The organism is Kitasatospora sp. NPDC058478, from assembly GCF_042720345.1.
Taxonomy (GTDB): Bacteria; Actinomycetota; Actinomycetes; order Streptomycetales; family Streptomycetaceae; genus Kitasatospora.
The window spans coordinates 124,588-150,045 of record NZ_JBHXML010000003.1; the positions used below are offsets into that span (position 1 = coordinate 124,588).

Annotated in this window: 23 protein-coding genes and 2 tRNA genes; 17 read left to right on the plus strand and 8 right to left on the minus strand. The window is 72.0% G+C overall.

Annotated features, from left to right (window positions below):
• Nucleotides 1-63 precede the first annotated feature (63 nt).
• From ACFWPT_RS02725 to ACFWPT_RS02755, 7 genes are all read left to right on the plus strand, one after another.
• Complete coding sequence (locus tag ACFWPT_RS02725) at nucleotides 64-252, plus strand: hypothetical protein (RefSeq protein WP_380478964.1); 189 nt, start codon at nucleotides 64-66, stop codon at nucleotides 250-252.
• A gap of 790 nt (nucleotides 253-1,042) precedes the next feature.
• Nucleotides 1,043-2,659: a type I-E CRISPR-associated protein Cse1/CasA gene (locus ACFWPT_RS02730; protein WP_380478966.1), complete on the plus strand. Its 1,617-nt coding sequence runs from the start codon at nucleotides 1,043-1,045 to the stop codon at nucleotides 2,657-2,659.
• Nucleotides 2,652-3,218, plus strand: a complete 567-nt coding sequence (gene casB, locus ACFWPT_RS02735; protein WP_380478968.1) for a type I-E CRISPR-associated protein Cse2/CasB — start codon at nucleotides 2,652-2,654, stop codon at nucleotides 3,216-3,218. Before ACFWPT_RS02730 ends, casB begins: the two co-directional genes overlap by 8 nt.
• A gap of 96 nt (nucleotides 3,219-3,314) precedes the next feature.
• Nucleotides 3,315-4,661 carry a type I-E CRISPR-associated protein Cas7/Cse4/CasC gene (locus ACFWPT_RS02740; RefSeq protein WP_063352463.1) on the plus strand — a complete coding sequence of 449 codons (1,347 nt, stop codon included), beginning with the start codon at nucleotides 3,315-3,317 and terminating at the stop codon, nucleotides 4,659-4,661.
• Entirely contained in the window at nucleotides 4,658-5,584 is a 927-nt protein-coding gene (cas5e, locus tag ACFWPT_RS02745) for a type I-E CRISPR-associated protein Cas5/CasD (protein ID WP_380478970.1), read from the plus strand. The genes ACFWPT_RS02740 and cas5e overlap by 4 nt, the downstream gene beginning before the upstream one ends.
• Complete coding sequence (locus tag ACFWPT_RS02750) at nucleotides 5,566-6,333, plus strand: type I-E CRISPR-associated protein Cas6/Cse3/CasE (RefSeq protein WP_380478972.1); 768 nt, start codon at nucleotides 5,566-5,568, stop codon at nucleotides 6,331-6,333. Before cas5e ends, ACFWPT_RS02750 begins: the two co-directional genes overlap by 19 nt.
• 407 nt (nucleotides 6,334-6,740) lie before the next feature.
• Nucleotides 6,741-7,241, plus strand: coding sequence for a carboxymuconolactone decarboxylase family protein (locus ACFWPT_RS02755; RefSeq protein WP_380478974.1), 501 nt, complete (start codon nucleotides 6,741-6,743; stop codon nucleotides 7,239-7,241).
• Here ACFWPT_RS02755 and ACFWPT_RS02760 read toward each other — a convergent pair.
• The 3 genes from ACFWPT_RS02760 to ACFWPT_RS02770 form a co-directional block, all read right to left on the minus strand.
• Entirely contained in the window at nucleotides 7,186-8,160 is a 975-nt protein-coding gene (locus ACFWPT_RS02760) for an alpha/beta fold hydrolase (protein ID WP_380478976.1), read from the minus strand. The two genes, ACFWPT_RS02755 and ACFWPT_RS02760, sit on opposite strands and share 56 nt — an antisense overlap.
• 47 nt (nucleotides 8,161-8,207) lie before the next feature.
• Complete coding sequence (locus tag ACFWPT_RS02765) at nucleotides 8,208-9,398, minus strand: glycosyltransferase family 4 protein (protein ID WP_380479077.1); 1,191 nt, start codon at nucleotides 9,396-9,398, stop codon at nucleotides 8,208-8,210.
• 71 nt (nucleotides 9,399-9,469) lie between these two features.
• Nucleotides 9,470-10,627, minus strand: a complete 1,158-nt coding sequence (locus ACFWPT_RS02770; protein WP_380478978.1) for an acyl-CoA desaturase — start codon at nucleotides 10,625-10,627, stop codon at nucleotides 9,470-9,472.
• Nucleotides 10,628-11,031: 404 nt separating this feature from the next.
• Between ACFWPT_RS02770 and ACFWPT_RS02775 the strand changes: the two genes are divergently transcribed.
• The 3 genes from ACFWPT_RS02775 (at nucleotide 11,032) to ACFWPT_RS02785 (ending at nucleotide 13,928) form a co-directional block, all read left to right on the plus strand.
• Nucleotides 11,032-11,898, plus strand: a complete 867-nt coding sequence (locus ACFWPT_RS02775) for a ricin-type beta-trefoil lectin domain protein (protein ID WP_380478980.1) — start codon at nucleotides 11,032-11,034, stop codon at nucleotides 11,896-11,898.
• A 346-nt stretch (nucleotides 11,899-12,244) separates the two neighbouring features.
• Nucleotides 12,245-12,937 (plus strand): alpha/beta fold hydrolase, encoded by a 693-nt coding sequence (locus tag ACFWPT_RS02780; RefSeq protein ID WP_380478982.1) that lies wholly within the window; start codon nucleotides 12,245-12,247, stop codon nucleotides 12,935-12,937.
• A 193-nt stretch (nucleotides 12,938-13,130) separates the two neighbouring features.
• Nucleotides 13,131-13,928, plus strand: coding sequence for a DUF2785 domain-containing protein (locus ACFWPT_RS02785; RefSeq protein WP_380478984.1), 798 nt, complete (start codon nucleotides 13,131-13,133; stop codon nucleotides 13,926-13,928).
• Between the two features lie 74 nt (nucleotides 13,929-14,002).
• Here ACFWPT_RS02785 and ACFWPT_RS02790 read toward each other — a convergent pair whose 3' ends face one another.
• The gene (locus ACFWPT_RS02790; protein WP_380478986.1) at nucleotides 14,003-15,112 is read right to left on the minus strand and encodes a hypothetical protein; all 1,110 of its coding nucleotides are present in this window, start codon (nucleotides 15,110-15,112) and stop codon (nucleotides 14,003-14,005) included.
• 430 nt (nucleotides 15,113-15,542) lie between these two features.
• Between ACFWPT_RS02790 and ACFWPT_RS02795 the strand changes: the two genes are divergently transcribed.
• From ACFWPT_RS02795 to ACFWPT_RS02805, 3 genes are all read left to right on the plus strand, one after another.
• Nucleotides 15,543-15,980, plus strand: coding sequence for a DoxX family protein (locus ACFWPT_RS02795; RefSeq protein ID WP_380374031.1), 438 nt, complete (start codon nucleotides 15,543-15,545; stop codon nucleotides 15,978-15,980).
• Nucleotides 15,981-16,172: 192 nt separating this feature from the next.
• A complete protein-coding gene (locus ACFWPT_RS02800; RefSeq protein ID WP_380478988.1) occupies nucleotides 16,173-17,096 on the plus strand; it encodes a hypothetical protein in 924 nt (307 codons plus the stop codon).
• 290 nt (nucleotides 17,097-17,386) lie between these two features.
• Nucleotides 17,387-18,046 (plus strand): polysaccharide deacetylase family protein, encoded by a 660-nt coding sequence (locus ACFWPT_RS02805; protein WP_208869253.1) that lies wholly within the window; start codon nucleotides 17,387-17,389, stop codon nucleotides 18,044-18,046.
• A gap of 122 nt (nucleotides 18,047-18,168) precedes the next feature.
• Here ACFWPT_RS02805 and ACFWPT_RS02810 read toward each other — a convergent pair whose 3' ends face one another.
• A complete protein-coding gene (locus ACFWPT_RS02810) occupies nucleotides 18,169-18,981 on the minus strand; it encodes a hypothetical protein (RefSeq protein ID WP_380478990.1) in 813 nt (270 codons plus the stop codon).
• 194 nt (nucleotides 18,982-19,175) lie between these two features.
• On the opposite strand from ACFWPT_RS02810, the gene ACFWPT_RS02815 reads away from it, so the two are divergent.
• A tRNA-Cys gene (locus ACFWPT_RS02815) sits at nucleotides 19,176-19,246 on the plus strand.
• Nucleotides 19,247-19,392: 146 nt separating this feature from the next.
• On the opposite strand, the gene ACFWPT_RS02820 is transcribed toward ACFWPT_RS02815, so the two are convergent.
• The 3 genes from ACFWPT_RS02820 to ACFWPT_RS02830 all read right to left on the minus strand — a co-directional run bounded on the left by ACFWPT_RS02820 (nucleotide 19,393) and on the right by ACFWPT_RS02830 (nucleotide 22,592).
• Nucleotides 19,393-20,109 (minus strand): hypothetical protein, encoded by a 717-nt coding sequence (locus ACFWPT_RS02820; RefSeq protein WP_380478992.1) that lies wholly within the window; start codon nucleotides 20,107-20,109, stop codon nucleotides 19,393-19,395.
• Nucleotides 20,110-20,154: 45 nt separating this feature from the next.
• The gene (locus ACFWPT_RS02825; RefSeq protein ID WP_380478994.1) at nucleotides 20,155-22,518 is read right to left on the minus strand and encodes a hypothetical protein; all 2,364 of its coding nucleotides are present in this window, start codon (nucleotides 22,516-22,518) and stop codon (nucleotides 20,155-20,157) included.
• 2 nt (nucleotides 22,519-22,520) lie between these two features.
• Nucleotides 22,521-22,592, minus strand: a tRNA-Gln gene (locus ACFWPT_RS02830).
• Nucleotides 22,593-22,702: 110 nt separating this feature from the next.
• Here ACFWPT_RS02830 and ACFWPT_RS02835 point away from each other — a divergent pair.
• The 3 genes from ACFWPT_RS02835 to ACFWPT_RS02845 are packed head-to-tail and all read left to right on the plus strand — an operon-like array spanning nucleotide 22,703 to nucleotide 25,425.
• Nucleotides 22,703-23,080 (plus strand): hypothetical protein, encoded by a 378-nt coding sequence (locus tag ACFWPT_RS02835; RefSeq protein WP_380478996.1) that lies wholly within the window; start codon nucleotides 22,703-22,705, stop codon nucleotides 23,078-23,080.
• Between the two features lie 48 nt (nucleotides 23,081-23,128).
• On the plus strand, nucleotides 23,129-23,989 hold the full coding sequence (locus ACFWPT_RS02840; protein ID WP_380478998.1) for a glycerophosphodiester phosphodiesterase: 861 nt from the start codon (nucleotides 23,129-23,131) through the stop codon (nucleotides 23,987-23,989).
• The gene (locus ACFWPT_RS02845) at nucleotides 23,986-25,425 is read left to right on the plus strand and encodes an MFS transporter (protein WP_380479000.1); all 1,440 of its coding nucleotides are present in this window, start codon (nucleotides 23,986-23,988) and stop codon (nucleotides 25,423-25,425) included. Before ACFWPT_RS02840 ends, ACFWPT_RS02845 begins: the two co-directional genes overlap by 4 nt.
• Nucleotides 25,426-25,458: the final 33 nt, after the last annotated feature.

Sequence of the window (25,458 nt, forward strand, 5' to 3'; positions counted from 1 at the left end):
GACGCCGTCAGATGCTCGGCTCATCGACCGCGGGCCGCAGGCCTCCGACAGAAGGATCTCCCCATGACTGTGCTTTCCATGCTGACCCAGGATGCAACTGCGGCTGCCGTGCTGGCCGCAGGAGCCGGCCTGCTGTACGGGGTCGTCCTCGCGATCGTGGCCCTCGCCTCGGTCCTGGCCCGGACCCCGGACCGCCGCCGTGATGCCCGTTCCACTCTGGCCATTCTCTCCAGGCGCCGCCAGTCCCGGTGAGCGGGCGCCCGTGGTGAGCGGCGGGCGCCCGCCGCGCGCTACGTCCCGGCGAGGTGCCGACTGCGGTGGGCGGGCAACTCGACAGCAGCGAGACGTCTGCCGCCGAAGCGACACGCAGAGTGACTCCGTATGCGCTCCGAAGCAGTCAATCTCTGAGAAAATCGCTGGCGTACCAGGCGTGGGGCCGCCATCGCGGTGATGTCGGCCCCAGTCGCTGGGACCGACATCACGGAGATGAAAGGACCTGAGATGCCTGTGGGGAAACGTGGTTGGTTGAGTGAGCTGGTGCTGCTTTGGCTCGCATCGGTTGCAGCGGCAACGACGGTCCAGTTGGTGGACTTCCTCCGAGCCGTTCTCGGAGCAGCTTAGGCTCCGAGAACGGCCCTTCCAGCCGGCTGTAGGGTCCCGCCTCGTTCGCGCGGAGCGGGACCCGGAACGGAGTGCAGCGATCTCCGGTCATCGAGCAGGCTGGGCAGCCGAGAGAATCGGCGGCGCCTCAGTCTATGGCGCGTCTTCTGCCCCTTTCTCGGGGGTGGTGATGTGATGGAGCCCTGTCAGCATCACGGAAGAGATACCCCCGCGTGCAGCGGGCATGGACCGTCGACGGCAGCGAGCGTTTGCCGGGTCGCTTTCCCCGCGTGTGCGGGGCTGTCCGGTGCCCCGTCGTCCCGGACTGGGATGGCGGGGCAATCCGGTCGATCGAGCTACACGATCCGATCCCGGGTGCTAGCGTCGGGCTCTGCCTGGGAGTCCCAACTCCCTTGCCAGAAAACAGCGATCATATGAAGTGATGGGCAGGGCCTTGCCGCGAACACAGCCTTCGGCCCCGGTTGGGCAGCGCCTCAGCTGGGATCCGCGGCGAGAGCCGTGCATTCCCGTCATAACGCCCGAAGGCTCCAGCGTTCCGCTCTCCTTGTGTGAAATCCTCGACCAGGCCGATAGTTTGACGACAATCGACTGTCCGACCCCGGGCGAGACCGTTGCCGTCATCGAGTTCGTCATGGCCATCTGCTTCGCTTCCGGTACCTGTCCGAGCACGCCCGAGCAGTGGCGGGAGTGGATCCGTGACGAACGCAGCCTCCGCTCCGCAGCCGAGTGGCTGGCCGGTGAGCCGGACGAGCACTGGGACCTGTTCCACCCCGAGACGCCCCTCGGCCAGAACTCCCTTCTGGACCCCTCCTTCGACGAGAGCGGCACGGGGACCGCGCAGTTGGTCATCGAGCGGGCCGGTGACTACAACCAGTTCTTCGACCACCACCACCTCGAGGACGGCGAGCCGCTGCCGGCGGCTGACGCGTTCCGGGCCATGCTCGCCCAGCACGTGTACGGCACGTACGGCAGGGCGAGGATCACCGGCAGGATTCTCGGACCCACCGTCACCAACTTGTCCACCGGGCGGTTGCAGGGACGGATTCGGGTCGTTCCCCTCGGCCGTACGTTCGGCGAGACCTTGCGGCTCAACCTCTATCCGCCCGAGGGAGACCCGGGCCGGCTCAACACCTCCTGGACCAGTGGTTCGGTGAGCCGCCGGAACTTCGCTGTGCGGGCCCGCCCGCGGGTGCCGGAGAGCCCTGCCGACCTGCACAGCGCGCTCGGCCGCTCCGTCCTGTTGCGACCGAAGCGCGATGCGGACGGCGCGATCGTCGTCGACCGCGTGTTGATCGGAGCCGGCGAGGTCCTCGAACTCGACCCGGAAAAGCACATGCAGGACGCCGTGTTCAGCCGGACCGCGGGCGGAGAGGTCAAGCCCCTGTGGCCGTCGCCCACGCGCGCGCTCTGGCAGGAGGCGCACGCCCTGTACAGCGCGGTGAAGGACGCGCAGCCCGGTCTCTACGCGCGACTGCGCTCGCTGCCGCACAAGCGGGATCGCCGGGGCGCGCCCTACCACTTGTGGGCTGTCGGCCTCGTCTCCAACAAGACGCTGCCGGTCTCCTGGACGGACGGCTACTTCCCTTACGCCCCAGCGATGGAGGTGCAGCTCTACCGTGCGTCCCGGCGGGGCTCGCGCATCGCCGAGTACCTGGCGTGGAGTCTCAAACGGGCGGCGATCCTCGCCTCGGAGAAGGTCCACTCGGTGGCGCGGCCGGCCGACGAGGCCCGCCAGATGTCCCGGTTCGACGCGCGGTGGATGTTCTGGCCCGAGGCTGCCAAGCCCTTCGACCAGTTGCTGGAGGCAGTGATCGATGAGGGGTACGACAACCCGGGAGATCCGGTCGCGCCCCTGCTCCTGGAGTACACGCAGACCCTCACCGGTCTGGCCCGTACCCACCTCGTCTACCGCCTCGACACCCTCCCGCCCAACGAGCGGGGCTTCCAGGCCAGGGCGGACGCCCTGAAGCGTTTCGAGGACGACATCAGCCATCCGAAGGCCCCGGCCGAACTCCGGGGGGAGACCGCCCATGACTGAGGACAGCTCCCGAGACGGGTACCCCGTCGAGGACGCCTTCCCGCACGACAGTGCCGCACTGGTTGCCTGGCTCACCACCCTGGTGCGCAACCGCGAGTACGGCACCCTGGCCAACCTGCGCCGGGCCAGGGGCCGGACGAACGCACACATCCGGGCCGGTTGGTACGGCGGGGAGAACCACCGCGACCTGTTCGAGCGGATGGCCTTCCTCTTCGCGCTCTACCACCAGGGCCGTCCGACGCCCGCCTACGGCTACGGGAGTCTCGGTTCGGCGGCGGCGCGCATCGGTGACAGCGTAGGACGGGGCCCGGGCGACCCGGGCGCGCAGCGGCTCGTGGACCGGGTGGTCGTCAGCCGGAGGGTGCCGTGGCGGCACCTGCAGCACACCATCGTCCGGCTCCGGTCCTGTGACCAGCTCCCGCCCTCCTGGACCCGGCTCACCGAGGACCTGATCCTCTGGAACGACCGCAAGGCCCGCATCGCCTACCAGTGGTCGGTCGACTTCCATGCCCCGGTCCACCGGAGCCGGCCGTCCGGCAGTTCGCCGCAGAGCCGGTAGGCCGAGGCCGAGCAGGACCAACAGGCCCGGTACGTCGGACCAGTAGCCCAAGCACGACACGTACACGATCCCGACCGACCATAAGGACGCGACCGCGTGACCGCAGACGCTCGAAGCCCGTTCCTCTCGCTCCACCTCCTGGAGACGCTCGTCGCCGTGCTCCCGGTCAGGGACGAGAACGGTCAGCCCAAGTCCCTCGTGTACGGCGGGTTCGAACGGCACATGATCACCAGCCAGGCCCGGCGACGCGCCGAGCGCGTCTACGCCCGCAACCGGGCCAATGCCGGCATCGGCGCCCTCAAGGGCCGGAGCATGGGCACCCGGACAAGGGAGTGGGCACTCCTCGCGGCGGCCGAACTGTCGTCCGGGAACGGCTGGGAGAAGGAGGAGGCCCTGATCACGGCGCGCGCGGTGATCGAGGCGAGCGGCTTGAAGTTCGGCGACCCGGCCAAGAAGACGGTGGCCAATCTGACCAAGGTGCTGGTCTTCGCGCCCGCCGACGCAGGCACCAGGATCGCCCGGCACATCGCCGAGAACGCCGACGAGATCCGGCCGTGGCGCGACAGCTACCTCGCCGGCCAGCAGAAGGCCTCGAAGAAACCCCGCCGCGGTGCGGCGAAGAACGCTGAGGAGCAGGAGAACGACGACGCGCAGGCAGCCACAGAGTCCGGCACCACAGGCCTCCCCCCTCTCCCCAAGAGCACGCGCAACGCCGTTCTGCTCGCCATCGCGCCCCGTGACGCTGTGGACATCGCCCTCTACGGGCGCTTCCTCGCCGAAATCGCCGACTCGCCCAATGTCGACGGGGCGGTGCAGACCGGCCATGCCTTCACCGTGCACGCCGCAGAGCAGATCGAGGACTTCTACGCGGCGGCCGACGACGCGAAGCTCGACCGTAAGCGCAACGCCCTCAGCTTCCTCGACACGGCGGACGACGCGGGCGCGGGCATGACCGGGTACCAGTCGCTGATCTCCGGGACCTTCTACCGGCACGCCGTCCTGGACCGCCGACAGCTTCGCGCCAACCTCCAGCAGGCCGGAATGGAGACGGAGGAAGCGGAGGAAGCGGCGACCGCCGCCGAGGCGGAGTTCGTCAACGCCTTCGTCGAGGCCGTCCCGGAGGCGAAGAAGAACTCCACCGCCTCCACCGGCTCGCTGCCGGCACTCGTGCTCGCCTTCGAGGGCGAGCGCCCGTACAACTACGCTGCGGCCTTCCAGAACCCCGTGGACGAGAACCCCGAGAGCAGCGGCGGCGAGGGCCCGGCCGGCCAGGCGGCGGTCCGCCGTCTGATGCGGCACCACCTCTTCGTCAGCAAGCGCCGCGGCGACCTGCGGTCCGCACGCGTCCTCACCTACGCACCGGAGATCGCGGACCTCCTGGAGACGGTCGACCCCACCGGGGCCGTGGACGTCGTGGACTCCATCGAGGACCTCACGCCGTGACCGACGCCCCTGCCACGACCGGTCCTACTGCCAGGACCGGCTCCACCGCGACGACCGATGCACCGCAGCACGTTCTGCTCATCAGGTTGGCCGGGCCGCTGCAGTCCTGGGGCATCAAAGGCCGGTTCGCCCAGCGCGACACCCACACCCGGCCCACCAAGTCCGGAGTGATCGGCCTGTGTGCGGCAGCCCTCGGCCTTGACCGGGAGGATCCGCTCGACGAACTCGGGTCCGTCCTCTTCGGCGTTCGCGCCGACCGCCCCGGAACGCCCATGCGGGACTACCACACCGTCGGGGGCGGAAGGTATCCCGTCCGCCCCCGCGACCTCGTGACGGACCACCGCCGGGCCTCGGCCCTGGAAGCGCTCGGGGAGCAGAGAGAGGGCACGACCGCATCCTTCGGCAGCCACGCGCTGGCATCCTGGTACGGCGCACCGAAGCGGATCGCGGCGGACCCCCGTTCCGGGGCGCTGGTCGCAGGTGAGGTGAGCCGCCACGCCATGATCACCGAGCGCTGGTACCTGTCCGACGCGGCCTTCCTCGTCGGCCTCCAGCACTCCGACCGCGCACTCCTCGAACGGATCGCCCACGCACTGGAGCACCCGAAGCGCCTGCTCTGGCTGGGCCGCAAATCCTGCCCGCCCTCGGGCGACCTCTTCGTCGGCATCGCCTCGGGCACCCTGCCGGAGGTGTTCGAAACCCGGGCGTTGCTCCCGGCAGCCGACGACGGGCAGCCGCCGCCGAACGTCAGCCAGACCCGGTGGGCCTGGATCGAGAGCCCGCACCCGCTGCCGGGCGTCGGGCCGGTCCGCGACCAGCCCGAGAGGTTCCTCGCGAGCGGCCCCGTCCACCGGCAGCGCTGGGAGTCCCGGCACCGCATCACCATCTCCCCGCACGCCACCGAATGGGACATCATCCCGTGAACACCCTGCGCACAACCGAGCCCGTTCCCGCCAACAAGGCGGCCAGATTCGTCGCCACACACACCCTGATCACGTTGGACGCCAGGCACCCATATACCGCCAAGTCACTGATCGATGCCCAAGACATGCACCGGACCGTCATGAGCGGCTTCCGCGGCTGGGTCGACGACGGAAGCCGGGACGCCCGCGCCCAGATGAAGGTGCTGTCCAGCTGGACCGTCGACCTGAGCACCGCCCGGCTCTCCCTGGTCGTACAGTCCGCCGTCCCCGGCGACTGGAGCGGCCTGCCCCGAGCGGCGCTGGTCGAACCGCCGCACAGTCTGGTGGTGGACCGCACCTTCCGCATCGGGGACCGACTCGACTTCCGCACGGTCGTCAATCCGGTCAGCAGCCGACCGGCCGGGCCGCCGGCCCCCGGAGGCGGCGGAGGTGGAAGGAGTGTACGGGTGCCGCACACCCGCCCGGAACACGTGAAGGCGTGGTTCGCCCGCCGCCTGCAGCCGGTCGGCGAACCGGCGGTGGCCCCGGACGGAGTGGTCCGGCTCGGCGTCGACTCCGACATAGAACGGCTGGCCCTCCGCATCCTGCCGAAGGTCTCCAGCCACGGCCCCCACCGGGGCCTGCTCATCAGCCGGGCCGAGATCCGCGGAACTCTGAGCGTCACGGACCCACAAGCACTCACGGCCGCCCTCGCCCATGGCTTCGGCCATGCCCGCGCCTACAGTTGCGGCCTGATCCTGGTCCGATGACTGCCTGATGGTGCTGACCGGGCCGGTCGTGCTCGGCGGCGGAGCGGACAGTCGTCGTTCTGGCCGCCCCTGGAGGTCAGGTACCTCCGGGGCAGGCAGGGTTCCTGCTGGTCAGCCGGGAGGCAGGTCCGCTCATGGTGGCGGGCCCGCCCACGAGGGCGTGAGCACTGGCTTCCGCGAGGGGTCGAGGGCGACTCGGTCTCGTGGGCGTCTCGGGGTGTGAGCTGCGGTACGTGGCGGTGGCAGTCGCACGTGGTGTGCCGATGCTGTTCAGGTGACGCCACTCGTGGCGGGGTGCCGCGCAGGACGGTCGCCTTCCAAAGTGGTTTCACTTTCAACTATGATGGTGTGGTGACATGCCGGCCACGAGTGATCCGTTGATCTGCTGATCCGTCAGAGGAGTTCCCGTGAGTGATGTGACCACCGATGTGACCGTTGCCCCGGTGCGGCGGCGGGTGTTCGTCGACAAGCAGAGCCCTCAGGCCTACCGGGCGTTGCGGGCGACTGCCGAGGCGGCCGGGGCGGGGGCGGCGGAGGCCGGGTTGGACCGCAGGGTGGTGGAGCTGGTCAATCTGCGGGTGTCCCAGATCAACGGGTGTGCCTACTGCCTCAATGTGCACACCAGGGCCGCTCTTCAGGCCGGCGACACCGCGCAGCGCCTGGGCACGCTGCCGGCGTGGCGCGACACCGAACTGTTCACGCCGCAGGAGCGGGCCGCGCTCGCCCTGGCGGAGGTGACCACCGATCCGTCGGACGCCGTCGCGCAGGAGGCCGCCTACGGTGTCGCCCGCGAGGTCCTGACGGACGACCAGATCTCGGCGGTCATCTGGGTGGCGATCGCCATCAACGCCTTCAACCGCGTGTCGATCCTGAGCAAGCACCCGGTGCGCCCGATCCCGGCGCAGTGACGGTGCCGCGCGGGCTCGCCTCGGTGATCAGGGCGCGGATCGCCGTGGCCACGGGGGCCGGCCGTTCCTGCATGGCGACGTGGCCGACGCCGGGCAGGGTGAGGAGGCGGGCGTCGCGGAAGGCCGCGTAGGCCCGGGGCGCCGTACGGAAGGGGACGAGGGCGTCGTCCCGCCCGTACACGAGCAGGGTGGGGGCGGTGACGCGGCGGGCCAGGTGCCAGGCCGAGGCCTCGCCCCGCCGAAGGGACGCGCGGACCACCGAGCGCACTCCCTCGGCCAGCATGTCCTGCGCGTACGGCAGTTCGGCGCGGCGTCGGCGCTCGCGTGCCTCCACCGACCGTTGCTCGGTGCCGACGAGGGCGGGGTTCGCGTAGATCAGGCGGTAGAGGTCGTCGAGTTGGCGGTCGGGGCTCTGGGCGGCCAGGAGGCGGGCGTGCAGTCGCGGCGCGCCCGGCAGGCCGAGCAGGGCCACCCGTAGGGCCGGGGCGGGCGGGAACGTCGGCAGCACGGGCGAGATGAGGGTCAAGGTGGCGACCAGGTCGGGCCGTTGGGCGGCGAGGCGCAGCGCGATCAGGCCGCCGAGCGAGTTGCCGACCAGGTGTACGCGGCGGTGCCCGTTCCGGTCGGGGTGATGGTCGGGGTGATGGCCGGGGTGACGGTCGCGGTCGCGGTCGAGGTGGCGGTCGAGGTGGCCGGCCACGGCTACGGCCTGGTGTTCGACGGTGACGTCGCCGTCGGGCGGGGGCGCCGACCTTCCGAAGCCCGGGAGGTCGAGGGCCAGGCAGTGCGCCGAGGTCCGCAGCAGGTCGATCAGGTGGGCCCAGTTGTGGGTCCAGCCGCCCAGTCCGTGCAGGAAGACGGCGGTGCCGGCGGCCGGAGCGGGGCTGCGGACGTACTCGGCGGCGAGGGGGTGGTGCATGGAGGTCCGTTTCTTCGGGGTGGGTCCGCACTCTCCTGCCGACCTGCTCAGCGGCGCAGGGGTGGCCCGGCCGTCTCGGTGCGGGCGAGCCGGTAGTGCTCGACGAGGAGGTCGCCGACCGTCTCCCAGCTGCGCTGCGTCGCCGCGGCACGCCCCGCCCGCCCGAACGCCGCCCGCAGTTCGTCGTTGCGGGCGAGACGTTCGACGGCCTCCCGGAACCCGTCCGCCGCGCCGGGCGGGACGAGGAATCCGGTGTGGCCCGGGCGGACGAGGTCGAGCGGCCCGCCGGCCGCCGGGGCGACGACGGGCAGCCCGCTCGCCATGGCCTCCTGGAGGGTCTGGCCGAAGGTCTCGAACGGCCCCGCGTGGACGAAGGCGTCGAACGAGGCGTAGAGCCGGGCGAGTTCGTGCCCGGACCGGAGCCCCAGGAAGACCGCGTCCGGGAGCACGGTCTCCAGCCGGGCGCGGCACGGGCCGTCTCCGACGACCACCAGCCGGACCCCCGGGATGCGGGACACCTCCGCCAGCCGGTCGACGTGCTTCTCCGGCGCCAGGCGTCCGACGTACCCGACCAGGACGTCTCCGGGGCGGCCGAGGCGCCGGCGCAGGGTCTCGTCACGGTGGCGGGGGTGGAACCGGGTGCAGTCGACGCCGCGCGGCCACAGGTGGACCCGGGGGATGCCGTGCGCCAGCAGGGCGCGCAGCGAAGCCTGCGACGGTGCCAGCGTCCGGGCTGCCAAGGTGTGCACCCGTCGCAGCCGCCACCAGGCCAGCCGGGGTCCGGCCGCGCCCAGCGCCGGCAGGTACGTCCTGGCGTAGGCGGCCAGATCGGTCTGGTAGACCGCCACGGACGGGACCCCTGCCCGGTCGGCCGCCGCGGCGCCGACCGCCCCGAGCGCGAACGGGCTGGCCAGGTGGACCACGTGCGGGCGGTGCCGCTCGATGGCGTCGGCCACCCCGCGCCCCGGGAGCGCGACCCGCACCTCCGGGTAGCCGGGCAGTGGCACCGACGGGACGCGGACCACCTCGTAGCCGTACGCCTGCTCGCGGTGCAGGTCGCGGTGCAGGTCGCGGCGCAGGTCGCCTGCGTGCCGTCGCGCGGCCCGCGCGGCTGGTGCCCGCACGGCGGGTGCCACCACCACCGGGGTGTGGCCCCGGGCGAGGAGGTGTTCGGCGGTCCGGAGGACGCTGTGGGCGACACCGTTGAGCTGCGGGGCGAAGGACTCGGTGACGATCAGGACGCGGAGCCGTTCGCCGCCGGGGGCCGGGCCGTCCGCGGTGCGCGCCGCCGGCCCGGACAGGACTCCGCTCACCGTGCCGCCGCCTCCGCTTCGGGCGCGGCCTGCGGCTCCGGGGCGGTTGGCCGGGTCGGCCCCGGGTCGGTCGGCCGGGCCAGCCCCGGGTCGGTCGGTCGGGTCGGCGGGGCCGACTGCGCCGGGTCGGCGGGGAGGGAGCGGCCGATGGCCCGCAAGTCCCGCAGGATCTCCCGGAAGCAGGCGATCAGGCCCTCTTCGCTGTACGGCACGCCGACCTGGGCGCAGTAGTCGCGCACGATGCGCGAGGCGGGGCGCAGCGCCGCCACCGGCATGGCCGGGAAGAGGTGGTGCTCGATCTGGTAGCCGAGGCCGCCGAAGAGGAAGTGGACGAACCGGCCGGCCCGCAGGTTGCGCGACGGCAACACCTGTCGGCGGAGGAAGTCGGCACGCTCCGCGTCCGGGCCGGTCATCGGCATGCCCTTGTGGTTGGGCGCGAAGATGCACCCCAGGTACACGCCGAGGACCGCCCCGAACAGCACGGCGAAGGCCAGCGCCTGGAGCGGTGCGAGGACGACGGCCAGCAGGGCCGCCGCCAGGGCGTAGTGCAGCGCGGCGAGCGTGCGTTCCAGGGCCGGGTACCGGACGGTGCCGCGGGTCAGGGTCAGGCAGGTGGCGACGAGCAGCCCGAGTGCCTGGAGGGACAGCAGCGGGAAGAACAGCTCCGCCTGGTACCTGGCCGCGAGCCGCCTCAACCCCCTTGTGTGGCCTGCCTGTTCGGTGGTCCGGGCGAAGAGGAGGGAGTCCGCGGCCGGGTCGTGGCCCTCACGGTTCGGGTGCGCGTGGTGCCGGTTGTGGTCGCTCACCCACCACCCGTAGCTCATGCCGACCACCAGGTTGCCCAGCACGATGCCCGCCAGGTCGGTCGCCCGCCGGCCGGCGAACACCGCGTGGTGGGCGACGTCGTGCCCGAGCAGCGCCAACTGGCCGATCACAAAAGCGAACAGGGGCGCGAGGCACAGCTGCCACCAGCTCGCGCCGAGCACGACGAACCAGGCCAGGAGCAGTGCCAGGGCGGCGAACAGCGCGGCGCTCCGGCCCGCGTAGTACAGGGGACGCCGGCGCAGCAGACCGGCGTCGGAGACGCGCCGGTGCAGTTCGGCGAAGTCGCCGCGCCGGGTGGTCCCGGTGGGCGGGGTGTCCTGAACGGTCATGCCACCATTCCGGTCTCGGGTCGCTCCGGTCGCTCCGGCCGGCCGTGGCAGCCGCACCGCGAGGCCCCGGGCAGGGTGGCGTCAGCCTTCCGCATCCGGACCGCCGTTGTCGCGGCGCTGCGCCGTGTCGCGGCCGGAGGCGGCCCGATCGGGTGGCGGCGGGCCCGGCTGCTCCGCTGTGCGTCCGATCGTCGATCGCCCGTTCGGTTTTCGCACGGTTCGGTGTGGTTGAGCAGAGCCGGGGGAGGGCGCCCCGGCGAGGAGGATGCGCGCTTGCCCCGGAACGATCATTTCGGGGAGGCGGCCTGCACCGATCAGTCGAATGGGTGATCGGTGCCTGTGGAATCTCCGGGGCCCCCGATCACTCCTGGCGACCTCATGTGTTGCGGACCGTGACCGGGTGGGTGAGGGTCGCGCTGGGGAATCCGTACGGCGCCGACGGCACCCAGGGCTCGCACTGCTGGAACAGCACCGGCGAGGGCCAGCACCTCCAGTGCGCCAACAGCACCGTCAACCAGGGCCGCCCGGTCACCGGCCACACGTACGCCTTCCAGGTCCGGATCGACCCCGCCACCCACTGGGTGACGGCCACCGTCACCGACGAGACCGCCGGCACCTCCTTCGTCCTCGGCTCGGTCCTGCTCCCCAAGTCGCAGCAGATCAAGCACGACTGGAACAGCTGGGTGGAGTACTTCGACTGGAACAGGCCCGCCTACGCCTGCAACGACAACGCGTACTCCGAGAACCGCTGGGGCCCGATGACCGGCAACGGCGGCACCCTCACCGCCACCAACACCGGCACCTCGACCAGCGGCGCCTGCGACGACATGATCCGCCAGCGGAAGCAGCCCGACGGCACCCTGCTCACCGAACTCGGCCTCGGCCAGTCCGCCCGCTGGCCGCTCCGGTTCGCCAACGGCGCCTGCCTCGACCGCGGCGGCGCCAACGGCGCCATCAGCTACCGCTGCGCCACCACGCCCAACGCCAACCAGCTCTTCGTCCTCGCCCGCGACGGCAGCCTGCACACCGCCCAGGGCAACGAGTGCCTGGCCGCACCCGCGGCCGTCGGCGGCCAGGTGGTGCGCGCCGCCTGCGACGGCTCCGCGGCCCAGCGATGGAGCTACGACGGTGCCCGCCAGGCCGTGGTCAACCCCGCCGGCTGGGCGCTCACCTCCAGCACCGCGGGGCGCAACAGCGACCCGGTGACCGCGCGGCCCGCCGACGGAAGCCCTGAGCAGAGCCTCACAGCGGTCGTGCGGACGGATGCTTAGCTGTTCTGTCCCGTGAGATTGGGGGTTACGCGCAGGTGGCGGCTCACGTCGCCGACCAGGGTGAGGCGAACCCGACGCTCCGCGAACTGCCACTGGCCGTACCGGAGTTCGAAGCGGTCGTGGTAGCGGCCGGCGGCGATGGGCTGCAAGGGGAAGTCGGCCAGGCCGACTTCCCACTCCGGTGCACCGGCCCGGTTCGGTGCCGTCCGGTGCGGTGGAGTCCCGTCCGGTGCGGTGTGAGGCGCGGCTCGGCCCGAACTACGTCGGATGACGGACGCGGGCGCCCGGGGTCGCCACTAACCTGCTCTGACGCAACGTCATGCACCAGGCGGCGATGGGAGAACCGATGAGTGAGCAGGAAAACCGCAAGAACATCGTCCTCGTCCACGGCGGGTTCGTGGACGGCTCCGGATGGCAGGGGGTGCATCAGCGGCTGACCGGGGCCGGGTTCCGGGTGAGCATCGTGCAGAACCCGACGCTGTCGCTGGAGGGCGACGTCGCCGCCGTCCACCACGTCCTCGACGGCCTCGACGGGTCGGCCGTCCTGGTCGGCCACTCCTACGGCGGCGCCGTGATCACGGAGGCGGGCAACCACCCGAAGGTGACGGGCCTCGTCTACATCGCCGCGTTCGCCCCCGACAAGAGCGAGTCGGTGGGCAGCCTGATCGCCGACCCGGCGCCCGGCGCCCCGGTGCCGCCGATCCTGCCGCCCAGGGACGGCTTCCTCTTCCTCGACCGGGACGAGTTCGCCGCCTCGTTCGCCGCCGACGTCCCCGCCGAACTGGCCGCCTTCATGGCCGACTCCCAGGTCCCCTGGGGCGTCGACGCCCTCAACGGCGCCGTCTCCCAGCCCGCCTGGCGCACCAAGCCGAGCTGGTACCTGGTGGCGGCCGACGACCGGATGATCCCGCCGCCCGCCCAGCACGCCATGGCGGAGCGGGCCGGCGCCAGCACCTCCGCGGTGTCCGGCAGCCACGCCGTCTATGTGTCCCGGCCGGACGCGGTGGCCGACTTCATCCGGCAGGCCGCCGACAGCTGACGGCGCGGCCGCCCGATCCGGACCACCCGACGCGCGGGCGGCGAACGGGCCGTCGGCCGCCCGCGCCCGTCCTGGTTCCGGCCGAGGCCCAGGCCCAGGCCGAGGCCGAGGCCGCTGCCGTTACGGTCGTCGCCGTGGGCGGATCCGGATAATCGCTGGTCACGCCGTCCGTGGCGGGCTAGCCTCGCTGCTCGTGACTGACTGGTACAAGATCTACTCCGACGCATGTGCGGTGCCCCCGGGCGGCGATCTGGACGAGCTCACCGCAGAACTGGCGGAGTGCCTGCGGGATCCGGACCCGGAGGTGCGCGACGGCTACCCGTACGTCGTGTTGCGGACCTGGATCGAGCGTGACGTCATCGACGGCGCCCGCCGGGTCCGCCTGGGCGATGACATGGCGGCCCGCTTCGCCGCCGGTTCGCCGATTCAGGCCCGCACGTTCGCGCCGCTGGTCCTGGACATGATCGTCAGCCGCGGCGACCTCCGCCAGGAATGGCTGGACGCGTTCACCCGCTGGTACCCCGCAGAGAGCGACCTGCGCGGACACGACGCGCAGCTGGGCTGGCTGCACGCCGTGGCGCACGGCGCCGACTTGCTCGGTGCCCTCGGCCGCCACCGCGAGGTCGAGCCGGTCGAGATGCTGGACCTCGCGACCGCGCGGCTCCTCGCGCCCACCGACTACCTGTACGCCGAACGGGAGGACGACCGGCTCGCCCGCGCGATCGCGCTGACCCTCACCAACCCGAAGCTCACCGCGGACCAGTCCGTCGCCTGGCTCGACGACATCGGCGCCGACTTCCGGGCCGTGGCCCGGGGCACCACCCCGACATACGTGTCCAACGCACTGCGCACCCTGCGGATGCTCTACCTCCTCACCGACCTCGGCGTCCCGCCGCAGCCGGGGCAGCCGCCTCGGCAGGTCCCGCATCGCGACGCGGTCAAGCGGCGACTCGTCGAAGTGCTGGCGGACGACGCGAAGTCCATCGGCTGACAGCCCGACGCCCCATGCCCCACGTGGCGAGCCGTCCGGGCCTCCTCGCCGTCGCCCGCGGTGCCCTCGTCCCGCTACCGGATCGTCTTCTCGACGATCGCGTGGTCGGGGAAGAGGCCGCTGCGGGCTCCGTTCCAGTTGATGTCGATGCTGAACTCGTTGACGGTGGCGTTGATCGCGGGGGTGTCCGTCGACGGCGCCAGGGCGCCGGCGGGCTGGTGCCACCCGTCCCAGGTGTCACCGCCGGTGGAGGAGGTGTTGATCCAGACGTAGCCGTCGGCCCCGATGCAGGCGAGCATCTGTCGGCGCTGGTTGGCGTACTGGAGGTCGCCCGGGGCGACGGTGTAGTCCTGGTACCCCATCCGCGCGGCCGACACCCCGGAGATGCACACGGCCCCGCCCGGCACCTGGCTCGCGGCTCCGGTCGCCCCGGTGGCGGGGTTGCGCCAGATCTGCCAGACGTGGTTGTCGGTTCCGACCAGGTAGATGTGCTCCATCTCGCCGCCCGCCGCCTCGTTCCAGGCCATGATCGGGCTCGGTCGCCGGGTACCCGTCGTGCCGCTTCCCTGCGGCCCCACGTGCCACTGGCTGTTGGGGAAGCTGATCGCGGTCTGCGAGCGGGTGCCGTCCGGGCGGGTGTGCACGCTGGTGATCCGGTAGAGGCCGTTGACGTCCGCCCAGTCGAAGAGCACCGTGCTGCCCAGGCTCTCCAAGGAGATGCCGCCCCAGGCGGCGGCGTCGCCCTCGATGCGGTGCCACGGTTCCCACTGGTTCGCGGACGGGTTCTGCACGGCGGTCCAGTAGATCTGGTTGTCCACCCCTTGGTGGGCGACCATGACACGGTCCTGCCACTGCACGATGGCGGGGGAGTAGTAGCTCTGGGCCTGGAAGCCGCCCAGCGGCTGCCAGGCACCGTTGTTGAACCGGAACCAGATTCCGTTGTCGAGGCCCCTGGTGACGTCGTAGGTGTTGCCGTTGACCGTCACCGTCTTCATGTAGGACAGGCTGCTGACCCCGACGCCCCGCCAGTCCAGTTCCACCGCCCCGGCGGGGGCCGGGGCGGCCAGGAGCAGGACGCCTCCGGTCAGCGTGGCCGCGATCACGTTCCTGACCCGGCCCGACCCGATCCCGATCCGGCGCAACGCCGTCGTCCGTCGCAGCTGGTGCGCAGTTGTCCGGTGCACTTCGGGCTTCCTTTCGCTGAGGATCCCTCGGCCCCCTCCCCAGGCGAACGTGCCGGGGTGGCCACCGGGGATTCCGCGGACTCGACCTTCTGGCCGTGCAGGAACCGTAGTTGCCGTGCGGTTCCGCAGTGTGCTCTGCGCGCACTCGTCGTTGACGGTCAACGCCGCAGTGGCCGAACCGGCCGCCGACGCGGCGGCTCACCCTGAGTTCGGCGAAGCGGTCGAGGGCGATCGGGCGGGGCTGATCGGCGGGCGGTGGACCGTCGGCAGGCTGTCGGCGGGCTGTTGGCGGGCTGTCGGCAGGCCGTCGGCGGGCTGCTGGCACTGGAGTTGGGGCTGCCGGAAAATTTTTCTTCCGGGACCGATGAGTTCGGGCGGTGGTGGCGGTCATACCTGGGAAAGCAACGACAGCCGACCGGGGAGACCTGAGATGTCCAGCACCGCTACCGCCACTACCACTTCCACCAGCACCACCACCACGGCCGCGAGTTCCAGCAAGGCCGTGATCCGGGTGGTCTGGACGCTGCGGATCCTGCTCGCGCTCTTCTTCGCCTTGGCCAGCGCGCTGCCCAAGCTGCTCGCGATCCCCGCCGCCACGACCGTCTTCGACGCCATGGGTGTGGGCCACTGGTTCATGTACCTGACCGGGCTGGTGGAGCTGGCCGGAGCGGTCGGCCTGCTGGTCCGCCGGCTGGCCGGGCCGGCAGCCACGGCGCTGATCGTCTTCCTGGTGTTCGCGTTCGTCACCCAGCTCACCGCGATGCACGGTGAGAACGCCGGGACCCCGTTCATCTTCATGGTGCCGCTGGCCGTCATCGCCTGGAACCGGCGCGCCGAGACCGCCGAGCTGCTCGGCCGCCGGCGCTGACCGGGTGCTTGCGGGGTCTTGGCCGCACTTTGTGCCGGCCGTCGGCGGGAGGATTTGAATATGATCCGGCCGCTGGCGTCAACGCGCTTGGTGTGTCAGGTAGTTGTGGTACGTTCCGTGGCCTAACCACAAATAGGTGACCCCGGCAGCGCGGCAACGCTCCGGGGTCCGGCAACAGGAGCGAACCTCCCGATGCGTGTCCATCGTAGCGCCCACGTGCGCGATTTCACCGTGCTGCCCAACACCATGCTCCAGTACCGGCGGCTGTCCTACACCGCTCGCGGTCTGCTCGCCGACCTCCTCTCCCGCCCGGACGGCTGGCGCGAGGACGGTCGGCACATGGCCGACACCAGCCCCCAGGGGCGCGGCGCCATCCGCAAGGCGCTCAAGGAACTGACCGAGGCGGGCTTCTACCGGGTCGAGAAGATCCGCATGCCCGACGGCACGATCATCACCGAGACCCACGTCTACGACACCCCACAGCTGATGCCGCCGGGTACCACCCGCCCGGCGCCCGGTGAGGCGACCACCGGCGGCGCTGACGCCCTGGTAAAGAACCCGGCGAAAGAACCCTCCCTCCCCTCCCGGCAGTCCGGAGAGCCCGTCACCACCCCGGGGACGGAAGGGCGGGAGGGGGACTCCGAAGACGACGCGCCGGACGAACAGCTCCGCGAGGCGGTCGCCACCCTGTTCCGGGTCATCCGTCCCGAACCGCGCCTGCGCCTGGGCGAGGCCGAAGCACGTGAACTCGCACCCCTGGTCGCCCAATGGCTCGAACGTGGCAGTACAGCCGCCGACCTCGCCCAAGCCCTGCTGCCGGGCCTGCCCGCCCCGGTGCACTCGGCGGTCGCGGTGCTCCGCTACCGCCTGGAGCGCAAGATGCCGCCCGACCGGGCCGCTGTACGGCCCGCAGCGGCCTGCTACGCCGAGTGCGCCCAGTGCCACGACCCTGTCCCTCAACCCGGCATCTGCCGCGCGTGTGCGGGCCTCGTCAGCCGTCCTGCGGGCGACAGCCGCACGACGGGAATCACCTCCGCAGGAGCAGCGCGGGTCCGGGCCTCGCTCGCTGCCGCCAGAGCCGCCGCATGGGCACCGGCCGCCGTCGCGGCCAGGTGAAACGCCGGCCGGTGCCGGACGGGGTGGAACCGGTATTCGGGCCGTGCGGGCCGGGCACTCGTCGGGCGACTTCTGGGCTGGCATCCGGGTGAAATGGGGCGGAGTCGCCTGGCGCGAATGGAAGCCGGGTTCGACGCTGCCAGAATGCAATTTCCCTGAAGGCCACCTGCACAGGCGGTGCCGCCGGACAGCTGGAGCAGAACATGCGAATCATTCGACCACGCAACAGCCCGGAAGAATCGGCCGGTGGAGGTGCGGCGCGTTTTCCGTGGACGCTGATGTACCACTCGGTGGCGTCAACGAGTGAGGATCCCTATCTGATTACCGTCGACCCTGCGCGCTTTCGCCGCCAGCTGCGCTGGCTGTCCGCCCGCGGGCTGCGCGGGGTGTCGGTCGGCGCCCTGATGCGCTCGCACCGGGGCGGCAGCGCGGCGGGCATGGTCGGGCTGAGTTTCGACGACGGATACCGCGACTTCGTGGAGGAGGCCATGCCCGCGCTGGCGGAGTACGGCTTCACGGCGACGGTCTACGTGGTGGCCGACCGGCTGGGCGGATACAACGACTGGGACCGGCAGGGCCCGCGCAAGCCGCTGATGACGGCGTGCCAGGTCCACGAGGCCGCCGCCGCCGGGCTGGAGATCGGCTCGCACGGGCTGACGCACCGGCGGCTGGCGGGCCTGGGCGCGCGGGAGCTGGCGGCCCAGGTCGCCGACAGCCGCCGCGTGCTGGAGGACCTCACGGGGCAGGAGGTCGAGGGATTCTGCTACCCCTACGGTTCGCTCGACGCCGCCGCGGTGGAGGCGGTGGCACAAGCCGGCTACGGGTACGGGTGCGCGGTCAGCCCCGGGGTCCACAGCGGGGTGTACGCGCTTCCCCGCTGCTACGTCGGTGACCGGGACGGGCCGCTGCACCTGGCGGCGAAGCTGGTGCGCGACCGCTGGCGGCGCTGACGGCCGGCGGCGCCGACGGCCGGCGCTGACGGTCGACGAGGACCTGCCGGAGACGAAAACCTGCCTGGCACCGCGGAGTGCGGTGCCCGGCAGGTCGGCGGGCGGTGGGTGGTGGCGGGAGGTCAGTGGGTGGTGGTGGCGGGTTCCAGATGCAGCCAGGACTCGTGCCACAGCAGGGCGCAGCGGCGGTCGCAGCCGGTGGCGAGCGGTTCGCCGCCGCAGCGCAGGCCGTTGAGGATGAACCAGCGGCCCTTGGTGGGGTGCTGCCACCAGGCGAGGGACCGGTGGCGCAGTTCGGTGGCGCTGTGGCGGGTGTCGGCGTGGAGCTCCATGCCCGGCTGGAAGGGGACGCCGTCCAGTCGCCCGTCGGGGTCGAGGGTGGCGCGGATCTCCGGGAGGCTGCGCACGGTCGCCCAGAGGGCGGCGGGCCGGGCGGCGGGGACCGGCGCGGGGGCGGGCTCCAGCCATTCGTCGCGGAACAGCAGGGCGCAGTCCAGTCCGCAGCCCTGGGCCCCGTCGGCGCCGTGGCAGGTGGCGCCGGCCAGGGCGACGGTGCCGGACAGGCGCCGCACCCGGTAGTGGTCGTCGATCATGCGGCGCACGATGCGTTCGACCTGGTAGACGCCGCCGCAGAACGACCACTGGCTGCGGGTGAACCACAGGCCGCGATGGCGGTCCTTGGCGTCGAGGGTGGCGCGCACCGTGGCCTCGTCCTTCACCCGGACCCAGTCCCCCTCGGTGAAGCGGGAGGGCCGGCCGGGCGTCGGGACGGCGGCGCGGCGCTCACGCAGGCCTTCGCGGACGATCCGCGCGCGGCGCACGACACCGAGCGGGGGAAGGTCGCGCAGGGGGAGGCTCTTGTACTGGCACCGGTTCGCAGCGGTTCCACAACGCAGCTCCGTGGTACGGGTGAACCATGATTCCTCGACGGCCATCAGTGAAATCCCATCGGGTCGGAGATATCGGCACAGGCTAGCGCACCGTGACTTTTCCGCGCTGGCCCGCCGGACCCTGTCGACACCATGTCGAGAGAAATAGCACTAGACGCATTAAGAGCCTTCTGGAGTGAAAGATCCGCGTCGCCGGGGAATCCCCGTTCATGCTCGTGTAATGTTTCCCTCGTTGCCGCGGTGGAGTGGCTGAGTGGCGAGGCGACGGCTTGCAGGGCCGTTTAGATGGGTTCGATTCCTATCTCCACCTTTTCTTTTCGGCGATTTCGCCCGTATTCCTGGCCTGGGAATTGTCCGGGTTCGCGCCCTGATTCGTGCTGAGGGTGAAGACCGACCCGGACGGGCGTGACTCCGGGTCAGTTGGTCACGTCGGCGGCTTCCTGGTTCGGCGGCGGGTCAGTCCTCGGCCGGGACCTCGACGGCTGCGCGGATGTCCCGGGCGCGGTCGGCCAGTTCCTGTGGGGAGCTCTCGCCGGTGCTGTCGACGACGATGCCGACCGTGCTGCCGTCCGCCCACACGCAGGTGGTCTCGGACGTGGACGGGTAGGTGAGCACCGCACACTCGAACGCGCCGCCGAGGGGGCCTGTCGGGTAGTCCTGCCGTTCCGTCACCGTGTCGTTGAACACGTCCGAGGCCGCCAGCCGTCCGAAGTACTTGTTCAGTTCCCGCTGAGGCTCCGCGAAGCTCCCGGTCAGTCCGACCAGCAGCAGCGTGGTCTTGGACGATCCGGTCGTGCCGTAACCGCCCACCGTCAGCTCCCGGTACGGGCTCAGCGCCCTGATCCGCTGCTGGTAGCTGGAGCGTGCCGTCTGGACCGAACCGTCGTCCGGCAGATGAACCTGGTCCCCGATCCGGTCTGGCAGCGCGATCCGGTGCCGCGGCGGGGCGCCGGCGCCTGTCACGGCGGCCACCACCAGTGCGGCCAGGAGGCCCACGGCCAGCGTCGCCGCCACTACGGCCTTGAGGGACAGCCTGCGGTACCAGGGCAGCGGGGCCACCGGCTCCAGGGTGTTTGCCCAGATCGCCTGGAGGCCGTGGGGCTTCTCGGCGGGCCGGTCGGTCGTCTGGTCGGCCGTCTGGTCGGTGGTCTGGCCGGTTTTCTGGCCGGTCACGTCGTCTCGTTCGTGGAGTTCGTGGAGTTGGTGGAGCAGGGGTGGTCAGGTCCTGGGGGCCGGGTGGAGCCAGTGCGGTCCTGTGGTCCAGCCCAGGAGGCGGCGGCCGGCGTCCGCGTCCGCGGCGCCGCCGCGGGCGGCCTGGCGCAGGCCGGCCAGGGCGGGGGCGAGACGGGCCGCGACGTGGGCGGGGTGGCGGGCGGCCTCCCCGCGCAGTCCGGCGATGACCCGGGCCTGCGCGGCGGGTTCGCACAGGGAGAGGTGGAACACCAGGTGGCGCCACGCGTACGCCGCGTCCTTGATGGTGGACAGCGGCCGCGGGTTGTCGTGGATCCGGGCCGTCGCGTGGCACACGGTGGTGAAGCTGCGCCAGGCCAGGTCGTCCCAGCCCGGCTCGGGGCTGATGCCGACCCGGGTGACCAGGGTGGCCAGGTTGTGCGTGGTGAGGATCTGGGCCTGCTCGATGATCTTCCCGTTGGATGCGACCGACCATCCTCCGGACACCTCGGCGCGCTGCGCGCACAGCTCGGTGAACCCGGGGGAGGAACGGGGGCGTCGGCCGCGCGCCGGGGCCTTGCCTGCCTTGTTCGCCTTGTTCGCCTTGTATGCCTCGCCCGCCTCGGCGGTCGCGAGGTCGTGGACGGCCGCGTAGTCGATGGCGTAGTAGCGCTCGTACAGCGTGCCGCTGAGCAGTTCCGCGGCGGCCCGGGCCGCCGCCAGGTACTTCGGGGTGAAGGTGCCCGTGAAGATGTCCGCCGCCAGTTCCTCCACGAACGGTGCGTCGAGCTTGGCCTGCCGGGCGAGCACGCCGAGTTCGCGCACCAGCGGGTTCGGCAGGAGCGTGCCGGGGAACGCCTGCACGGCCAGTTCGCCGAGCTGGTGCAGCGCGGTACGCGCGGGTGCGCGGCCGTCCTCGCCGACGCGGTGTCCGGCCACCGCCCGTACCCAGGGCAGTTCGTCGACCCGCACCTGCCCGGTGAGGTCGCTCAGGAGCAGCGAGCGGCGGTTGCGGAACGCCCGGTAGTTCGCCGCCATCAGGGTGCGCAGTGTCTCGTCCGGGTAGGACTGGGAACTGGTCACGGCGACGAGCTGCGGGACCAGTTCGGCCAGGACCTCGGCCGAGGGCACCATGCCGCGTTCCACGAGCGTGTCGAGCGGGGCGCTGAGCGCGGCCTCGACCACCTGCCGGATCGCTGCGGGCACCGGGGTGCCTGCGGGGAGGCGGGTGTTGCCGGTGTGTGCTTCGTGCGCCGAGACGTCGGCGACCAGCGGGGCCACGTCGGCCACACCCGTCTCCTGGTGCAGCCCGGAGAGGCGGCGCAGCACCAGCTGGGCGAGGTCGTGGTGCGACGGCTGGGCCGCCTGGACGGCCTGGCGGGTGCGCAGTTCGGTGTGCCGGTCGGAGCCCGGCCGGCCGCGCCGGCGCACCATGGATGCCACCGCGTGCCGCAGCAGTCCGAGGCGGCGCGCGTCCAGCGGCCGGCCGGCGGCGGTCTCCGCCAGGGCGCCGCGCAGGATGCCGAGGTTCTCCTTCGGGTCGCGGTGCTTGGTGCAGCGGGTGTGGGTCGCGGCGAGTTCGTCGTAGCGGCGGAGCAGCATCGCGCTGCGCTCCAGCCAGGCGCTGTCGGGCGTACGCTCCAGCACCCGGCCGGCCTCGGCGGTCTCCAGCCAGTGGGCCAGCAGTTGGTCGCCGAACGGCTGCCAGACGGTGAGCGCCTCGCGCTGCGCTTCCACGGCGGCGTTCGGCCGCCGGCCCGTGAGGGTGGTGACGGCGTCGCCGACCGTGCGCCGGTGCACCGCCTCGGAGTCCGGCGCGGGCAGCGCGGACGGCCGGGGGGTGAAGCGCAGCCGGCCGGCGAACGGCTCCAGGACGTCGACGAGTTCCAGCGCACCGGCCGCGTCCCCGGCCCGCACGAGCCACGCCACCGTCAGCAGCGCCGCCTCCTCCGGCACGGCGGCCTCGTAGCGGCCGCTGTCGAGGAGGTCGTACAGCCGGGACAGGCCGGGCTCGGTGAGGCAGTACGCGAAGAGCGCACCGCGCTCGGCCGCCACCCCGGCCAGGGCCGCAGCCTCGCGCTCGTACGGCTGGAGCGGGCCCTCGGCGCTCGCGGCGGAGGTGGCGAAGCCGCCCCGTACGACCTCGGGCGTCACCCAGGCGGGCAGTCCGGCCACCGGGGTGCGCGAGCCGATGGCCAGCCGGCCGTCGGCGATGCCGGCGAGCACGGCGCGCCAGCGGGCGACCCGGGCCTCGGCGCTGCGCCGGGTCTCGGTGCTGCGCCGGGTCTCGGCGTTGGTGTGGGAGTCGGCCGGTGAGGCCAGGAACGCCTGGGCCAGGGCCAGTTGGCGCTGCGGGTAGTGCGCGGATGTCCCGGCCCCGGCGGGGCGCTGCTGGTCAGCGTTGTCGTCCATAGCCGACGTGGCAGGTTCCGCCCCTGCGCCCTCCGGGTCCAGAGCCCGGCGCTCTGCTGCTGAGCTACACGTCGATGGGCGCGAGACTATGCGTCCGGTCGGCGGCCGTGCAACGTACTTTCGCTGCCTCCGCCGGGCTCGCGGCGTAGCCTGGCACTTCGGGTGCCTGATGGGGGGAGCCGCCGTGTCGATCGAGTTCGTTCGCCGCCTGGACGGTCTGGTGTACCACTTCCGCGCGGACGGCGTGTTCAACGGCAGGCCGTCGTACAAGCGGGTGGACCTGGACGTGTGGTGCCGGTGGCTGCCGGAGCGGGGCTGGTGCACCGTCGGCGCCGACGGGGTCGCCAACTCCGGGCCGCTGGCGGGGCGGACGGACGACCAGGAGCTGTTCCCTCCGCTCGGCCCTTGGCGCAGTTGGAAGGCCGGCAAGTCGTACCTCTACGATCTGCGCCGCGTCGGCGATCCGGGCGGTAGCGGTACTGCTGGTGCTGATGGCACTGATGGCACTGATGGCATTGATGGCACTGATGGGACTACTGGCGGTACCGGCGTTACTGCTTGACAGGGTGCGCAATACTGTAACGCGCATCCCAGCAGCTCGGAGCACCACATGCACCCCTTCCTCGACCACCCCGGGCCGCTCGCCTTCGCGCACCGGGGCGGTGACCTCGGCCACCCCGAGAACTCGCTCGCCGCCTTCGCGGCCGCCGTCGCCCTCGGGTACCGCTACCTCGAAACGGACGTGCACGCCACCCGTGACGGCGCGTTGGTGGCCTTTCACGACACCCGCCTCGACCGGGTCACCGACCGCACCGGGGCGGTGGCCGAACTGCCCTGGGACACCGTCAGGCAGGCCCGGATCGGCGGCACCGAGCCCGTGCCGCTGCTGGAGGACCTGCTCGACGCGTTCCCCGGGGCCCGCTTCAACGTCGACGTCAAGGCGGCGGCCGCCGTCGGGCCGCTGGTCGAGACGATCCGCCGGACCGGCGCCTGGGACCGGGTCTGCGTCGGCGGCTTCTCCGACAGCCGCCTCGCCGCCGTCCGCGCCGCCGCGGGCCCCCGGCTGGCCACCTCGCTCGGCCCGCGCGAGGTGGCCCGGCTGCGGCTGCGTTCGCTGGCCGGGCCGCTGCTGCGGGGGCGCGGGGAGCGGGAGCGGTCCGGCGCGCGGTTCGGGGCGCCGTTCGCCGGGGCGCGGTCCGGGGCGTCGTTCGCCGGGGTGTGCGCGCAGGTGCCGGAGCGGCACCGGGGCGTCCGGGTCGTCGACCGGGCCTTCGTACGCGCCGCCCACCGCCTCGGCCTCCAGGTTCACGTCTGGACTGTGGACGATCCCACACGGATCAGGGCTCTCCTCGGCCTCGGTGTGGATGGCATCATGGCCGATCGCATAGACGTCCTGCGGGACGTCCTCGGCGAGCGCGGCTGCTGGAGCGACGGCAGCACCGGCTCCAGCACGGTGATGGGAGCCCCATGACGAGCACCACGGACAACCTGCCGGACCGTCGGCCGGACGATCTTCCGGACGGCCCGCCGGAGCGCGCGGCGGCCGCCGCCGACGACAGCGCCCTGCGCCGGATACGGTTCGGCTGGTACATCAACGACTGGGCCAACGCCGCCTTCTCGGCCACCGTCCTGACGGTGTTCCTCGGGCCGTACCTGACCACCATCGCCAAGAACGCCGCCGACGCGGCCGGCGACGTGCACCCGCTCGGACTGTCGGTGCGCGCCGGGTCGTTCTTCCCGTACACGGTCTCCTTCTCCGTGCTGCTCTCGGTCGCGGCGATGCTGCTGACCGGCACGGTCGCGGACCGCACCGGGCGGCACAAGGAACTGATGTGCGGCTTCGCCTACGTCGGCGCGGTCGCCACGATGGGGATGTTCCTCCTCGACGGCGACCGCTACCTGCTCGGCGGCGCACTGCTGGTGGTCGCCAACATCGCGTACGCGGTGTCGGTCGCGCTCTCCTACGCCTACCTCCCCGGCCTGGCCACCCCCGACGAGCGCGACGCGGTCTCCTCCAAAGGCTGGGCCTACGGCTACGCGGGCGGCGGACTGCTGCTGATCGCCAACCTGGCGCTGTTCCAGGGCCACGACGCGCTCGGCCTGTCCTCCGGCACCGCCGTGCGGATCTGCCTGGCCTCGGCCGGCCTGTGGTGGGCGCTGTTCACGATCGTCCCGATGCTGCGGCTGCCCTCCCGGGCGGGCGCGGCCCCCGGCCGTACCGTCGCCGTGCCCGACCGACCCGCCTCTGCGCCGGACCGGCCCGCCGCCGGCAGCCTGCGCGAACTCGCCCGCACCCTGCGCGGGATGCGCCAATACCCGCTCACACTGCTCTACCTGGGCGCCTTCCTCTGCTACAACGACGGCATCCAGACCGTCGTCTCCCAGGCCTCGCTCTACGGCAGCGAGGAACTCGGCATGGACCAGACCACGTTGGTCGCCGCCGTGCTCCTGGTCCAGATCGTGGCGATCGGCGGCGCGCTGCTCCTCGGCCGGATCGCCCGCCGCTACGGCGCCAAGCGGACCGTCCTCGGATCCCTGGTCGGCTGGGTGGCCACCCTCGCCCTCGGGTACCTGATGCCCGCCCACCAGCCCGTCTGGTTCTTCGCCCTGGCCTGCATGATCGGACTGGTGCTCGGCGGCAGCCAGGCGCTCTCGCGCTCGCTGTTCTCCCACCTCATCCCGGCGGGCCGGGAAGCCGAGTACTTCAGCGTCTACAAGGTCAGTGACCGCGGCACCAGTTGGATGGGCCCGCTGGTCTTCGGCCTCGCCTACCAGATCACCGGCAGCTACCGTTCGGCGATCATCTCGCTGCTGGTCTTCTTCCTCATCGGCTTCGTCCTCCTGCTGAAGGTCCCCGTCCGCCGCGCCATCGAGGCGGTCGGCAACCCCGTCCCCGAACGGCTCTGACGCCCCGGCCGGGGGTGCCTACGGTCGGCTGCC

What these genes read in the sequence shown, in the direction of transcription:
- ACFWPT_RS02760 (WP_380478976.1), bottom strand. Translation starts at nt 8,160, where the DNA reads ATGCACCACCCCCTCGCCGCCGAGTACGTCCGCAGCCCCGCTCCGGCC.
- casB (WP_380478968.1), top strand. Translation starts at nt 2,652, where the DNA reads ATGACTGAGGACAGCTCCCGAGACGGGTACCCCGTCGAGGACGCCTTC.
- ACFWPT_RS02825 (WP_380478994.1), bottom strand. Translation starts at nt 22,518, where the DNA reads ATGGACGACAACGCTGACCAGCAGCGCCCCGCCGGGGCCGGGACATCC.
- ACFWPT_RS02780 (WP_380478982.1), top strand. Translation starts at nt 12,245, where the DNA reads ATGAGTGAGCAGGAAAACCGCAAGAACATCGTCCTCGTCCACGGCGGG.
- ACFWPT_RS02840 (WP_380478998.1), top strand. Translation starts at nt 23,129, where the DNA reads ATGCACCCCTTCCTCGACCACCCCGGGCCGCTCGCCTTCGCGCACCGG.
- ACFWPT_RS02750 (WP_380478972.1), top strand. Translation starts at nt 5,566, where the DNA reads ATGGGACATCATCCCGTGAACACCCTGCGCACAACCGAGCCCGTTCCC.
- ACFWPT_RS02730 (WP_380478966.1), top strand. Translation starts at nt 1,043, where the DNA reads ATGGGCAGGGCCTTGCCGCGAACACAGCCTTCGGCCCCGGTTGGGCAG.
- ACFWPT_RS02845 (WP_380479000.1), top strand. Translation starts at nt 23,986, where the DNA reads ATGACGAGCACCACGGACAACCTGCCGGACCGTCGGCCGGACGATCTT.
- ACFWPT_RS02770 (WP_380478978.1), bottom strand. Translation starts at nt 10,627, where the DNA reads ATGACCGTTCAGGACACCCCGCCCACCGGGACCACCCGGCGCGGCGAC.
- ACFWPT_RS02810 (WP_380478990.1), bottom strand. Translation starts at nt 18,981, where the DNA reads ATGGCCGTCGAGGAATCATGGTTCACCCGTACCACGGAGCTGCGTTGT.
- ACFWPT_RS02725 (WP_380478964.1), top strand. Translation starts at nt 64, where the DNA reads ATGACTGTGCTTTCCATGCTGACCCAGGATGCAACTGCGGCTGCCGTG.
- ACFWPT_RS02795 (WP_380374031.1), top strand. Translation starts at nt 15,543, where the DNA reads ATGTCCAGCACCGCTACCGCCACTACCACTTCCACCAGCACCACCACC.
- ACFWPT_RS02800 (WP_380478988.1), top strand. Translation starts at nt 16,173, where the DNA reads ATGCGTGTCCATCGTAGCGCCCACGTGCGCGATTTCACCGTGCTGCCC.